Annotated in this window: 12 protein-coding genes; 6 read left to right on the forward strand and 6 right to left on the reverse strand. The window is 74.6% G+C overall.

Annotation, left to right across the window (positions count from 1 at the left end; all coding sequences use genetic code 11):
* Window positions 1–28: 28 nt before the first annotated feature.
* The gene (locus AB0J46_RS30050; protein ID WP_364337591.1) at window positions 29–997 is read left to right on the forward strand and encodes an ABC transporter substrate-binding protein; all 969 of its coding nucleotides are present in this window, start codon (window positions 29–31) and stop codon (window positions 995–997) included.
* Entirely contained in the window at window positions 994–2,283 is a 1,290-nt protein-coding gene (locus tag AB0J46_RS30055) for a flavin-dependent oxidoreductase (protein ID WP_364337592.1), read from the forward strand. Before AB0J46_RS30050 ends, AB0J46_RS30055 begins: the two co-directional genes overlap by 4 nt.
* Window positions 2,284–2,361: 78 nt before the next feature.
* Here the strand turns inward: AB0J46_RS30055 and AB0J46_RS30060 are convergent, their stop codons facing one another.
* The 3 genes from AB0J46_RS30060 to AB0J46_RS30070 all read right to left on the reverse strand — a co-directional run bounded on the left by AB0J46_RS30060 (window position 2,362) and on the right by AB0J46_RS30070 (window position 4,562).
* Window positions 2,362–3,261: a DUF2382 domain-containing protein gene (locus AB0J46_RS30060; protein ID WP_364337593.1), complete on the reverse strand. Its 900-nt coding sequence runs from the start codon at window positions 3,259–3,261 to the stop codon at window positions 2,362–2,364.
* A 105-nt stretch (window positions 3,262–3,366) separates the two neighbouring features.
* Entirely contained in the window at window positions 3,367–4,002 is a 636-nt protein-coding gene (locus tag AB0J46_RS30065; RefSeq protein ID WP_364337594.1) for a hypothetical protein, read from the reverse strand.
* Between the two features lie 14 nt (window positions 4,003–4,016).
* On the reverse strand, window positions 4,017–4,562 hold the full coding sequence (locus AB0J46_RS30070) for a DUF4142 domain-containing protein (protein WP_358286231.1): 546 nt from the start codon (window positions 4,560–4,562) through the stop codon (window positions 4,017–4,019).
* Window positions 4,563–4,739: 177 nt separating this feature from the next.
* Here AB0J46_RS30070 and AB0J46_RS30075 point away from each other — a divergent pair, with 177 nt between their 5' ends.
* Window positions 4,740–5,189, forward strand: coding sequence for a pyridoxamine 5'-phosphate oxidase family protein (locus AB0J46_RS30075; protein ID WP_364337596.1), 450 nt, complete (start codon window positions 4,740–4,742; stop codon window positions 5,187–5,189).
* A gap of 127 nt (window positions 5,190–5,316) precedes the next feature.
* Here the strand turns inward: AB0J46_RS30075 and AB0J46_RS30080 are convergent, their stop codons facing one another.
* Complete coding sequence (locus AB0J46_RS30080; protein ID WP_364337597.1) at window positions 5,317–6,150, reverse strand: methyltransferase domain-containing protein; 834 nt, start codon at window positions 6,148–6,150, stop codon at window positions 5,317–5,319.
* Window positions 6,151–6,267: 117 nt separating this feature from the next.
* Between AB0J46_RS30080 and AB0J46_RS30085 the strand changes: the two genes are divergently transcribed.
* Window positions 6,268–6,555, forward strand: a complete 288-nt coding sequence (locus AB0J46_RS30085; protein WP_352327979.1) for an iron-sulfur cluster biosynthesis family protein — start codon at window positions 6,268–6,270, stop codon at window positions 6,553–6,555.
* Between the two features lie 52 nt (window positions 6,556–6,607).
* Here AB0J46_RS30085 and AB0J46_RS30090 read toward each other — a convergent pair whose 3' ends face one another.
* Window positions 6,608–7,585, reverse strand: coding sequence for an acetylxylan esterase (locus tag AB0J46_RS30090; protein WP_364337598.1), 978 nt, complete (start codon window positions 7,583–7,585; stop codon window positions 6,608–6,610).
* Window positions 7,586–7,696: 111 nt separating this feature from the next.
* On the opposite strand from AB0J46_RS30090, the gene AB0J46_RS30095 reads away from it, so the two are divergent.
* Together AB0J46_RS30095 and AB0J46_RS30100 are read left to right on the forward strand one after the other, a co-directional pair.
* Window positions 7,697–7,987 carry a hypothetical protein gene (locus AB0J46_RS30095; RefSeq protein WP_364337599.1) on the forward strand — a complete coding sequence of 97 codons (291 nt, stop codon included), beginning with the start codon at window positions 7,697–7,699 and terminating at the stop codon, window positions 7,985–7,987.
* Between the two features lie 10 nt (window positions 7,988–7,997).
* Entirely contained in the window at window positions 7,998–9,188 is a 1,191-nt protein-coding gene (locus tag AB0J46_RS30100) for an alpha/beta hydrolase (protein WP_364337600.1), read from the forward strand.
* Window positions 9,189–9,195: 7 nt separating this feature from the next.
* Here the strand turns inward: AB0J46_RS30100 and AB0J46_RS30105 are convergent, their stop codons facing one another.
* Window positions 9,196–13,281, reverse strand: a complete 4,086-nt coding sequence (locus AB0J46_RS30105; protein WP_364337601.1) for a hypothetical protein — start codon at window positions 13,279–13,281, stop codon at window positions 9,196–9,198.
* Window positions 13,282–13,352 lie beyond the last annotated feature (71 nt).

Consider the following 13,352-nt stretch of genomic DNA (forward strand, 5'->3'; position numbering starts at 1 on the left):
GCGAACTCAACTCTCTGGGAGCGTTTTCATGCGTCTGTTACTCGCGGCGGTCGCCCTCGCCCTGGCGATGACCGGGTGCGGCGGGGCGGATCCCCGGCCGTCGTCCGGCGGGCCGGAGAAGGCCGTGCTGAACCTCGGCATGCTGGCCCTTCCCGAGGTCGCGCCCGTCCAGATCGCCATCGACAAGGGGTTCTTCGCGGCGGAGGGGCTGACCGTCAAGCCCGTCGTGATCCAGGGCGGGGCCGCCGCGATGCCCGACCTGATCAGCGGCAAGCTCGACGTCCTGCACAGCAACTACGTCTCGGCGATGCTGGCCGCCGCGCGCGGCGTGGGCCGGTTGAAGGTCGTCGGCGACGCCTACGCGGCCAAGCCCGGCAACTTCGTCCTCATGACGCGCAAGGACTCGCCCGTCACGAAGCTGGCCGACCTCAAGGGCAGGAAGGTCGGCGTCAACACCCTCGGCAACGTCGCCACCCTGGCCGTGAGCGCGCTGCTCAAGCCCGCCGGCGTGGCGCCCGCCGACATCACCTTCGTCGAACGGCCCTTCCCACAGATGGCCGGCGCCCTGGCCAACGGCGACGTGGACGCCGCCGTGCTGCCCGAGCCGTTCTGGCAGACCGCGGCCGCCACCAGCGGGGCCCGCAGCCTGTCCGACCTGTTCACCGGGGCGACCGCCGACTTCCCGATGGCGGGCTACCTGACCACCGAGGGCTTCGCTGCCGACAATCCGCGCACGGTGGCCGCCTTCCAGCGCGGCCTGCGCAAGGCGGTGGACCTGGCCATCGCCGACCCGGCCCAGGCCAGGGCCGCGCTGCTCAAGTACACGAAGATCGACAAGGCGACGGCCGACCTGATGGCGCTGGGCGGCTACTCCACCACCGTCGACAAGGCCCGGTTGCAGCGGGTGGCCGACCTCATGCTGGAGTTCAAGGGCAACGGCTACCTGGAGGCGCCGTTCGACGTCTCGGCCCTGCTCCTTCCCGGCGGCTCCTCATGACGGGCCTCGCGGGACGACGCCCGCGGCGGGTGGTCATCGCCGGGGCGGGCATCGCCGGGCTCACCGCCGCCCTCAGCCTGTACGCGGCCGGCATCACGGACGTCACCGTGCGCGAGGCCGTCAAGGACATCCGGCCGCTCGGCGTGGGCATCAACCTGCTGCCGCACGCCGTGCGCGAGCTGATCGAGCTCGGCCTGGGCGACCGTCTGGCCCGCGTCGGCGTCGAGACGGCCGACCTGACCTTCGTCACCCGGCGCGGGCAGCGCATCTGGACCGAGCCGCGCGGCCGGGCCGCGGGCCACGCCTGGCCCCAGTACTCGATCCACCGCGGCCGGCTGCAGCTCCTGCTCCTCGACGCCGTGCGCGAGCGGCTCGGCCCGGACGCCGTGGTGACCGGTTCCCCCGTCACCGGGCTCGACCACGACGCCGACCTGCTCGTCGGCGCCGACGGCATCCGCTCCGGCGTGCGGGCCGCGCTGTTCCCTGGCGAGGGCGAGCCGCTGTGGGGCGGGCACGTGCTGTGGCGCGGCACGTCCCGGGCGCGGCCGTTCCTCACCGGCCGATCCATGATCATGGCGGGCGACGGCGCCCAGAAGATCGTCATCTACCCGATCGCGCCGCCGGACCCCGACGGCACGCAGCTCGTCAACTGGGCCATCCAGCACCGGGCCCCCGAGACCGTGCCCCGGGGCGACTGGAACCGGGAGGTGGAGATCGGCACGTTCCTGCACCACGTGGCCGACGTGCGCTCCGACGCCCTCGACATCCCCGGCCTCATCGCCTCGGCCGACAAGGCGTACGAGTACCCGCTGGTGGACCGGGACCCGCTGCCGTACTGGTCGTCGGAGACGGTGACGCTGATGGGCGACGCCGCGCACCCGATGTACCCGACCGGGTCCAACGGCGGCACGCAGGCCGTCATCGACGCCCGCGTGCTGGCCCACGCGCTGGCCACCGGCCAGGGCCTGGAGTTCTACGAGAGCCGGCGGCGGCCGGTCACGAACCGGATCGTGCTGGCCAACCGCGAGGACGGGCCCGAGGTCGTCCTGAGGATGGCGCACGAACGCGCCCCTGACGGGTTCGCCGACATCGAGGAGGTCATCCCCAGGGACACGCTGGAGAAGATCGCGCTGCACTACAAGCAGCTCGCGGGCTTCGAGCCGGCCACCCTGAACGCCCGCCCCAGCTGGTCGGTCCCCCCGGTCACCGGCCAAGGGCCTGTTCCCCTGAACGCCGGTCAAGGGCCTGTTTCCCTGAACGCCGGTCAGGCCGAGAGCTCGCCCTGACCGCGCGACGTGTTCTGGAGGTGGGTGTGGTGAGGCGGGGGCGCGTGGGCGCCCCCGCGCGGGACCGGGCGCGGCCTCCTACCGCTTGGGCGGGAGGTCGTCGCCGCGGTTGCGGGTGTGCTCGCGCGCCTCGCTGTCCTCGTCGACCTCCAGGTGTTCCCTCCTGACCTGGCCCTCGACGGTCTCCTCGCGCTCGACGCGCTCCTTGTGCACGCGGATGTGCTCGACCGGCCTGGTCTCCTTGCCGATCACCGGCCGCTCCTCGTGCAGGGTGATCTGCTGCTCGTCCTCGCCGATCTCGTACGTGCCGGGCTCGCCGTCCCTGATGGGCTCGCGCTCGATCACGACCTCCTCGTGCGCGAGCGGCACCCGCTCCTGGACGTTCTCGGTCTCGACGTACTTGCGCAGCCGGACGTGCCCGCTCTCGCGGCTCTCCTTGCCGATGTGGAGCTGCTCCTCCGACGCGGTCATGTCCATGTCGCGGTCGCCCACGTCCCGGCCGCGCATCGGGCCCGGCCGGCCCGGCTGGCCCATCGCGCCCGGCTGGCCGGTCGGCGGCTGGCCGGTCATGCCGGGGCGCATGCCGCGTTCCCCGGTCGTCCGCGGCTCTCCGGTGGGCCGCTGGGCCTGCCGCTCCCCCGCGGCGGGCGAGCGCTGGGACGGGATGGTGGACGGCTGCATCCCGTAGTACCGGTAGAGCTCGGCCTCCTCCTCCAGCGACAGGCGGCCGTCCACGTCGATGTTGGGCGCGCCCTTGATCATCTCCTTGTCGAAGGGGACCCTGATCTCGTCCCCGGAACGGCGGGCGTTGGCCAGCGGCACGAAGGTCTGCTTCATGCCGAAGAACCCCGTGCGCACGGTCACCCACTCCGGCTCACCGGTGCGGTCACTGAGGTAGACCTGGCCCACCTTGCCGATCGACTGTCCGTCCGACCCGATCACATGGCACTCGAGCAGGCTCCGGATCTCTGTTTGCATAGCCACGACGATCCCCCCGATTGTTCGTCCTGGTTCAAAAAGGACAAATACCCCAGAGAGTCGCATTTGCACACACAGGTCGGCCAGTCTTTGCCATGGATCGGTCTACGGCGGAGGCACGCCGCGGCCCTGCCGGGAGCCCGCGTAGGCGGCCCGCCGCAGCCTGGCCGTCCATCCGGCCGGACGCAGGCAGGGGGCGCTGTTGAGCACGGGGTCGAAGGTCAGGTCCGCGCCGGGCAGCGCGGTGTGCAGGCGCAGGCGGGCCAGGTAGCGACCGCCCGCCCACAGATGGAACAGCAGCGGGCCACGGGCCAGCGCGCCGGGCAGCAGCGCGGGATCGGCGGGCACGCGCTCCCCCTCGGGCCGGGCGACCAGCCGGTACCGGCCGGTTCCGTACACGTACGCCGTGAGGCTGGAGTACGGCCCCGACGTGAAGGTGCGGCGCGGCACCGGCACAGGGCCCGCGCCGGTGGACAGCAGCAGGTCCACCCCGTTGGGCAGGCGCACGGCCAGCCCCAGCACGTCGGGCAGCCGGCCCGGCAGGGACAGCCCCTTGGACAGCCGGGCCCGCACCTCGTGCTCGCCCGGCTCCCCCAGCGGCGCCGCCTCGACCGTCAGCGTGCCCGCCAGGAGCAGCCCGCGCCGGTGCAGCGCGCGGCCGTGCCGGAGCCCGGCCAGCACGCGCGCCGCGGCGCGGGCGAAGGAGGCGAGCGCGGCCGGAGGGCCCGCGCCGCCGGGCATCGCGGACGCCCTCGTCAGTAGTCTTCCTGCGCCTTCTTCAGCGCCTTGAGGTGCTCCTGCAGCGTCGGCGACGCGGACTTGGCCAGCGCCACCACCGCCGGTGAGGAGCCCTTGGAGATCTCCTCCTTGGTGGCCTCGATCGCCGTCTTGTGGGCCTTGACCATGCCGACGACGAACTCCTTGTCGAACTCCTTGCCCTTGGCGTCCTGCAGGCGCTTGGCCATGGCGGCCTGGGCGGAGGTCGGCGCGGCGGGAAGCTGGATGGCGAGCTGGCTCGCGGTCTCGGTCACCTTCTTGTCGAACTGGGTGTGGTCGTCGACAAGCATCCGGCCGATCGACTTGATCTGGTCGGTGGCGCCCTTCTTCTCGGCCAGGCGGCCCGCCTCGATCTCGGCCAGGTTCCCCTGGTGGATGGTCGCCATCCAGGTCCTGTCCTGCTCGGACGGCTGAGCGTCGGTCCGCGGCGCCAGCCCCGCGGTGTTGGTGGTGGCGCTTTCGCCGCACCCGGACAGGGCGACGACGGCCGCGGCGGCCAGCAGCATGGTCAGACGAGTACGCATGAGGTTTCCTATGACATGGTGACACTTCTCCGACACAGAGAGTAACCATGCGCCCGCCACTTCCCCCTCAGGCGCGCCGCACCCCTGGCCGGGTGTCGCGGGCCGCCGCCGTGAGCCGTCATCATGTTGACGGACGAGACGCGGTCGGACCTGACCGCCGAGAGTGCGGGGAGAAGGATGACGCCACCGGCCCGATCACCGGAGCAGCGCAAGCAGGACACGCTCGACCGGCTCGAACACGACGTCGATGTCTGGGTGGCCACGGCGGGCGACGGCGGCCCGTACATGACGCCGCTGTCGTTCCTGTGGGACGGGCACCGGCTGCTGCTCTCCACCGCCGACGCCACGCCCACCGCCCGCAACCTGCTCGACGGCGGCATCGTGCGCCTCGGCCTGGGCCTGACCAGGGACGTCGTCCTCATCCACGGCACCGTGACCGCGCAGCCGGCCGCCACGATCCCCGGCGACATCGGCGACGCGTTCGCGGTGAAGACCGGGTTCGACCCGCGGGTGTCGCGTGGCCCGTACACGTACTTCTGGGTCACGCCGGTGCTGGTGCAGGCGTGGCGCGAGGTGAACGAGCTCGCCGGGCGCGACCTGATGCTCGACGGGAAGTGGACCGTCTAACCGAACCCCAGCACCAGCGTGGTGTGCCGCTTCACGATGACGAACTCCTGTCCTGGGCCTTGGGCGGCACTCTCTGGCGCGGGGCCTTCTGGGGCGGGGCTTCCTGGGGCGGGGTTGCGGTGGGCGGTCAGGCGTAGGTCGGTGGTGCGTGGGCGGCCTGCGGCGGCCCGATGGCGGAGCCGTCGGTGAGGCCGAAGGTGCCGCCGTAGCCGCCGTTCCGGTACCCGCCGAGCACGCACCAGCGCGGCTCGTGCAACGCCAGCCACAGGTCAGGGTCCCGGCGCAGCATGACCACCGACTCCGGCCCCGCGGACGGCCCCCGCAGGCGCATGAACCCGCAGGGCGCCACCGTACGTCCGGCCCAATGGCCGCCCGAACGTTCCAGCGCCACCGACACCTGCACCCCGCGCAGGTCGAGCGGCACCACCAGCCGCCCGCCCGGCGCGAGCTGGTCGAGCCAGGCGGGAGCCAGGTCCCACACGCCGACGGCGGCGATCACCCGGTCGTACGGCGCCGCCCCGGCGAACCCCTCGCCCCCGTCCGCGCACACCACCTCGACCTGCGGGAACCCGGCGACCGCCAGGTTGCGCCGGGCGTCCCGCACGATGCCGGCGTCGAGGTCGAGGCTCGCCACCCGCCCGTCCGGCCCGGCCAGGTGCGCCAGCAGCGCCGCGTTGTAGCCGGTGCCCGCGCCGATCTCCAGCACCCGGTGGCCGGGCTCGACGCCGAGCTGCCCGAGCATCGTCGCCATGACGGACGGCTGCGACGACGAGCTGACCGGCAGCCCGTGCTCGTCCCGCCGGGTGACGACCGGCACGTCCCGGTAGGCGGTGCGGGGATCGACGCCGGGCAGGAACAGGTGGCGCGGCACCGCGAGCAGCGCGTCCGCCACGTCGTCGGCGATCTCCTGGCGCCGGCGCAGGTCCGCGACCATGGCCTGCCTGAGCCGGACGGCCTCCATGAGGCAATTGTCCACCGGCCGGGAATTCCCGGTAAAGAAAACGCCAAGAAGGGTTGGGCTCCGGGATGGGGGGAATGGCAGGCAACTTCTGTACGTCGACCGTTTGGAGGAGCCGTAGTGCTCACCCTGACAGCCAACGCAGCCCAGGCGATCCGCGACCTGACCGCGTCCGCGCCGGAACCCGCCCAGGGCGGGATCCGCATCTCGTCGCAGGGCGAGGGCGCGAACTCGCTCACCCTCTCCCTGGCCACGGCCCCTGAGCCGGCCGACGAGGTGGTGGAGACCGAGGGCGCGCGGGTCTACCTCGATCCCGTGGCCGCGACCGTGCTGGACGACAAGTCCCTCGACGCCGGGGCCGACGCGCAGGGGAGCGTGTCGTTCATGGTGACCCCGCAGGCGGTGTGACGGGCAGCCGCCGTACCGGTGCTCACGCCGGTACGGCGGCCCCGCACCCGGGTCAGCCGGCCAGGAGCTTGTGCAGGTAGCGGACCTGCTCCTCGGTCTGGTAGCCCGACCCGCCCTCGTGCCCGTTCCAGGGCCAGACGGTGATCTCCTTCGGCCCCTGCCAGTGGTTGTAGGCGGCGAAGACCGTGGAGGGCGGGCAGACGTAGTCCATGAGCGCGACCGAGTACAGCACGGGCACCCGGCCGCGGGCGGCGAAGTTGACGCCGTCGAAGTACGACAGCGTGCGGAACACCTGGTCGGCGCCGTCCCGGCGGGAGGCCAGGAAGCGCACCACCTCCTGGTACGGGTCCCGGTCCGTGATCTCCAGCGCCCGCCGGAAGTGCGTCAGGAACGGCACGTCCACCAGCGCGGCCCGCACCGACGGGCGCAACGCCGCCGTGGCCTGCGCGATCGCGCCGCCCTGGCTGCCGCCCGAGACCACGATGCGCCCGGCGTCCACCGCCGGGTGGGCCGCGGCCACGTCGACCGCCCTGGCCGCGTCGGTGAACACGCGCCGGTAGTAGTAGTCCTCGGGGTCGAGGATGCCGCGCGTCATCATGCCGGGCGCCTGGACGTCGGCGCTGCCGTGCGGGTCGCCGGTCGTGCCGGGGCTGGTGGGGCTCGCGCCGCCGTGTCCCCGGGTCTCCATCACGAACACCGCGTAGCCGGCCGTGGGCCACAGCAGGTGGTCCTTCGGGAACCCGCGCCCGCCGCTGTAACCGATGTAGTGCATCACGCACGGCACCGGCTCCCGCACGCCGCGCGGCAGGATGAACCAGCCGCTGATCCGGTGGCCGCCCCACCCGGCGAACGACACGTCGTAGACGTCGACGCCGCTCAGCGGCAGGTCGTAGGGCACGAACTCGGCGGCGAGGTCGAACGCCTCGGCCTCGGCCAGCGTACGGGACCAGAAGTCGTCGAAGTCGGCGGGCTCGTCGCGGTCGGGGAGGTAGGCGCGCAACTGCTCGATCGGGAGGTCGAACAAGGACACGGGGGGACTCCAAGCTGTAGGCAACCCTGATATTTCACCTCATCAGCCCAGGTAAGCGCTATCCTCCGCCGGCGGAAGCTGAAAGCGCGCGTACGGGGTAGTGGAGGTCGCGTGATCGAATACGTGATCGAGGTTCCTTCCTCCCATCTCTATCCCGGCCTGGTGCTGGAGGCCCCCGCGGACGCCGAGGACTTCCTCGTGCTGTTCACCGACGACTCCGAGTCGCGCGCCCAGCTCCTCGGCGACGCCTCGGGACGTCCGGTGCTCAGGGTCGGCGGATACATGACCACGAACGGCACCGTCATCGACGAGCGGGTGTGGACCGTGCGCGAGACGCTGCGCACCGGCGACCGCCTGCGCATCCGCCTGGGCCGCTCGCTCCCCTCCCCCGTCACGGGCTAGCGTCCCCTTTGTGAGGTCTTTCGCCGGAATGGTGGCGGGCGCCGCGGTGCTCGCGCTGTCGCCCGTCGCCGGGCTGGCCGCGCTGGCCGGGACGGCGATGGTGGGCGCGCGGCCCGGGGTGTTCACGGTGACCGGCCTCGCGGTGTTCGCCTCGGTGTGCTACCTCGGGCTGCTGCTGTGCGTGCCCCGGCCGCGCGCGACCTGGGGGCGGTGGTTACGGGCCGCGCTGATCCTGGCCGTCGAGGTGGCGGTGGTCTGGCGGGTCGCGGACGCGACGCTGACCCCGCCGCCAGCGCCGGCCGCGGCCCCGTCGCCGGTGGCCGGGCAGCGCGAGTGGCGGCTGCCGACGGGGTCGCGGCTGGCGTACGTACGGGTCGCGCCGAAGCGGGTGACCCGCCCGGAGCCGGTGGTCTTCCTGTCCGGCGCGGCCGGCCTGGCGGACCTGGCCGCCGATCCGGCGTTCTACCGGCGGCTGGCCGCCGACGGCCACGAGGTGTACGTCTACGACCGGGTGGGCGCGGGACGCTCGGCGCGGCTGCCGGACCCGGCCGCGTACGGGCTCGGCCGCGACGTGGCGGACCTCGAGCAGGTGCGGCAGGCGATCGGCGCCCGCCGCCTGACCCTGGTCGCGCGCGGCGAGGGCGCCCGGCTCGCGGCGGCCTACCTGTCCGCCCATCCGGACGGGGTGTCCAGGGCGGTGCTCGCCTCCCCCGCCGACCTCGACCGGGCCCGTGCCGCGACGCTGCTGGACGACGGCCCGCCCACCCCCAGGATGCTCGCGGTCTACACGCTGCTGCGAGTCGAACCGGCGGCGGCGCACGCGTTCGCCGGCGACGCCGAACTCGACGCCCGCGCCGCAGGCTCCGCCGTCTGCCCGGAGGACCGGCCCGCCGGGAAGCCGCGCCTGACCGAGTCGGAGGGTTCGGATGGATACGCGCGGCTGGTGGAGCGGCCGTCGCCGCCGGGGATGCGGGAGGAGCTGGCCCGGGTGACGGCGCCCGTCCTGGTGGTCAAGGGGGCGTGTGACGGGGAGAGCTGGTCGGCGGCCACCGACGTCCGGCGGGCGATCCCCGGTGCCGGGCTCGTCTACGCCGAGGGGCGGGGGGCGTACCTGGCGACGCTGCGGGCGTTCCTGGCGGGCCGGGCGGTGCCGCCGTACGAGGGGGCCACGCCCCCGGCCGGTTACCGGGGGCCGTGGTGAACCCGGCTCAGCGGTCCCGCGTCCGGGGCTGCGGGCGGGCGGGGCGGGCGCAGGAGCCGGCCGTGGCCGCCGCCACCTTCCATCCCGCGTCCGGGAACGGCGACATGAAGTGGGTCAGCAGGTCCACCGCGTAGTCGGGGGCCTGCCCGCCGGGGTCGAGGAAGGACACCATCTGCGGGCCGTCGGAGCCGCGCAGGGTGATCGAGCCGTCCCTGCCGCCGGAGGCGAAGCCGGGCTTGGCGTCCACGGTGAGGCAGACGAGCCCGATCCCGGCGGCGGCGATCTCCTGGCGGGCGCCGATGCGGCGCATGCGCTGGTCGTAGCGGCGCAGGGCGAGCGAGGTGGCCCGGGTGAGCCGCAGGGAGCCGGTGAAGGCGTCCGCGCCGATCCTCCTGCTCAGCCTGACCCGCAGGGAGACGTCCGGCCGCAGGTCCACGCCCTTGGCGGTCAGGCGGAGGCGGTCGTAGGCGCCCTCGAAGCCGGGCGCGAGGAACCCGGCCGCGGCCGGCGCCTTGAGCCCGAACGGGATGCGCCCCGGCCGTACCCGCAGCCAGGACACGCGCCGGACCGCCAGCGACACCTCCCGCACCGCGCTCGCGCCGAGCGCGAAGTCCCCGCCGACCTGGTAGGTGAGGAACCCCGAGGTGTACGGGACCTCCTTGGACACGGCGATCCGCTGCCGCTGGACAGGGCCCACGCGCAACCCGGCGCCCACCGCGACGCGGCCCGTCGGCCCGGGTTTCGAGACCAGGTCGAGCGACTGGTCGGGATTGAGGCGGATCGTCGTGTCGGCGGCCAGGTCCTCGACCGCGAGCGAGACGCCGCCGAGCCGCCCGGACGGGTCCACCAGGCGGCCGTCCACGGCCAGCCGGCCGTCCAGGGTGCTCGCGCCGCCCCGGTAGGTGAGCGTGGGGACGCTCAGCCCGGCGGCCGAGGCGTCGGCGTCCAGGCCGAGCACCGCCGGGACGTCGGTCAGCCGCAGCCCGCCGCTGCCCCGGCCGGGCAGGGTGACCTCGGCGGTCAGGCGTTCGACCGGCGCGGAGTTCCGTATCCTGATCCGGGTCCTGGCCCCGTACGTGCCGCGCACGTCCACGGCGGCGGGCACCGGGTCGAGGGCGACGTGGCCGCGCAGCCCGCCCGCCTCGGCCAGCACGTCCAGCGCGCCCAGGGTGGCGGCGGGCTCGACGCGGTAGGCGACGTGCCCGGCGTCCAGCGGGCCCAGGGACAACCGGGTGATCCTCGGTGGCAGCCGGGTCAGCGTGGCCCGCGCCCTGATCGGGACCGGCGCGAGCACGCTGCTGTCCAGGTGGAGGACGAGGGTCCGGCGTCTGGGGGCGAAGCCGGAGAAGGCGAACGTGCCGCCCGCCGGGTCGATCGTCACCTGGCTGGGCAGGCCGGTGACGTCGAGGTAGCCCTGCAGGCCGTAGCAGCCGCGCCCCGCCGTGCAGAACGGGCCCTGACCGCAGCCGCCCGCCGGGCAGCCGCCGTCCGCCAGCGAGAGGCCGCCCTCGACGGCGGGCGCGGGACGCATGCGGGCCAGCGCGGCGGTCCTCCCGAGCCAGGCGCGGGCGGTCACGCCGAGCCGGGAGCCGGAGTAGGTGAGCCTGCCCTCGGGCGTGGCGGCGACGGTCAGGTCGCCCGGCACCGGCCCCACCCTGCCGAGGACGCCGAAGCGCACGTCCCCCAGGACGATGTCGGCGTCCACGGCGAGCCGCTGCCGGGCGGCCCGGAACCGGGCCAGGAACCCCTGGCCGGACGGGCTGAGCTCGACCCGCGACAGGCCCCTGACCAGCACGCTCGCGTCCAGGTCGCCGCCGGCCCGGTCGTAGTGGGCAGCCAGGTGCGGGCCGTCGGGAGACGTGGCGCCGTCGTGGTTGGCGACGGCCAGGGCCGCCGAACCCAGCGGGCCGGACAGCCCGCGGAAGCGGTAGAGGCCGTCCTTCCAGGCGGCCTCGAAGCGGGCCGGGACGCCGGTCACGTCGGCGGCGGCCCTGAGCACCCGGCCGCCCGTCCTGATCCGGGCCAGCGCCGACACCTTGGCCACGGGGGCGCTCGCGGTCCAGGCGAGGGTCCCGGCCGCGGTGTCGGCGGCCAGTTCGGCCCGTTTCGGCGCCCCTTCCACCGCCACCCGCACGTCGTCCCCGGCCGAGGCGCCGTCGAGGGCGGTGACGTACGACCTGGCCGCGTAGAGGCGGAGGCCGCGGAGCCGGCCGGACGTGGCGACCTCGACCGACGAGCGCTCGCCCAGCGTCCACGCGGTCCTGACGTCCCCACGCACCCCGCGGACCGTGCCGTCGATCGTCGGCCCGCTCCGGGCGTCGGCGTAGGCCGCCCGGACCCGGTCGATCGCGCCGCCGGCTCGGTAGACGGCTGTTCCGGCGGCGGGGTCGAGGGTGAGGTCGGCCTCGGCGGGCGTGTTGGAGATCTCCAGGCGTGCCAGGCGCGTCCCGTCGAGGCCCGCGGCCACGAAGGGCCGGTCGCTCGCCCTGGCCTCCAGGTGGGCGTGCGGCGCGCTGCCGTAGGTGACGTCGAACCCCGACACGCCGGACAGCAGCGCCGAGACCCCCGTGGCGTCGCCGTTCTTGATCAGGGTGACGTGGCCGCCGGCGGGGCTGGAGATCGCGCCGCCGCCGCGTTGCAGGACCGCGGCGAACCGGCCGATCGGCGAACTGGCCGTCTGCGTGACGCGGTGCGCCACCGGGTCGCTCGCCAACCGGGCCCGGGCCGGCAGCCCGCTCAGCTCGGCCCGCAGCACGGTCCCGGACGCGGCCCGGTCGTAGTACAGCACCTTGGCCGAGCCCGCCTGCGCGGGCCCCGACGACTCGACGGTCAGGCTCTGCCTGCCGCCGGACGCGGCGTGGGCGGCGGTGAACGAGCGGGGCACCTCGCGCAGCTCGGCGCTCGCGGCCGTGGCCAGGCGGCCGTCGCGGTAGAGGTGGGTGTGCAGCTCGGCGCGGGCGATCGGGGCGGGGGCGGTGAAGCGCATCCGTCCGCCGGCCAGGCGCACCCGGGCGCGGGTGGGCATGCGGTCCAGTACGGCCTGCGTGTAGCGGCCCGGGGAGACGGCGACCGCGTCCAGCCTGGCGGGACGGGACGCGGTGACGTCCAGCTCGACCGCCGGGGAGGTGGTGGCGTCCCGCTCGGCGGCCGGGGTTGGTGAGTCGAGGGTGGCCTTGACGATGAGTCGTTCGGTGGCGGGGGTCTGGCGCAGGCGCACCGCCGTGCGTCCGGTCAGCCCCGCCAGGGTGACGGCGGACGGTCCGGGGTCCTTGCGGGTGACGTTCGCCCTGACCGTCCGGCCGTCCGGATCGATGGTGAACGTCCCGCGGTCGAGCGCCGACAGCGACGCGCCGCCGCGCAGGCCGTCGAAGCCGACGGTCACCTTGCCGTCGTACTCGGCCCAGACCAGCGCCCTGACCCTCTTCCCGGACAGGCTCCTGACCGCGAACCCGAGCCCGATGCCCCCGCTCCCCGGGTTCGCTACGGGCACCAGGTCGGCCGCCAGGTCGGGGAGGCCGTCGCCGGTGACGTCCGCGGCGACCGGCACGGCGACGGGCCTGCGCGCCGAACACGCCACCGCCCGCTCCACCCCCACCACGCACAACCGATACGTCACCCCTTGCCTCCTCGGCAGAGCCCCACCGACCGCATCACCCACCGGCCCTCCCGCCGAAACGACCGCGCCGCCTCCCTGGGGGCGGATGGTGGGGACGGCCGGGCGGCCTCCCTGAGGGCGGGTTGCGCGGCCTCCCTGGGGGCGGATCAGGGGGCGGATGTCCAGGCGCAGGGCGTCCAGGGCCTTGGTGACGGACGGGGGCGGGCGCAGGAGGGTCAGAAGGGCGGCGCCGGTCGTGTCGGGGAGGAGGGCGGCGGGGGCGGGGGCCCGCCGTCCGAGCCCCTGAAGTTCCTGCCGCCGAGCGGCCTGGTCGGCGATGGCGTCGGCGAGACCGGTCCCGGCGGGCGTGGTGATCTCCAGCCGTCCCGGCCCCACCGGCCCCTTCCCCATCGGCCGTACGGCGGGCGACGGCCCCGACGGAACCCGCACCACGGCAGGCGGCGGCTCCGGAACCCCGGGCACCACCTGCGCCATCACCTGGCCACCCGCCGACGCCTGGACCACTCGCGCAGTCGAGGCATGGCCGGAGGCTGCGACGACGGGCGGAC

The organism is Nonomuraea sp. NPDC049758, assembly GCF_040674635.1.
Taxonomy (GTDB): domain Bacteria; phylum Actinomycetota; class Actinomycetes; order Streptosporangiales; family Streptosporangiaceae; genus Nonomuraea.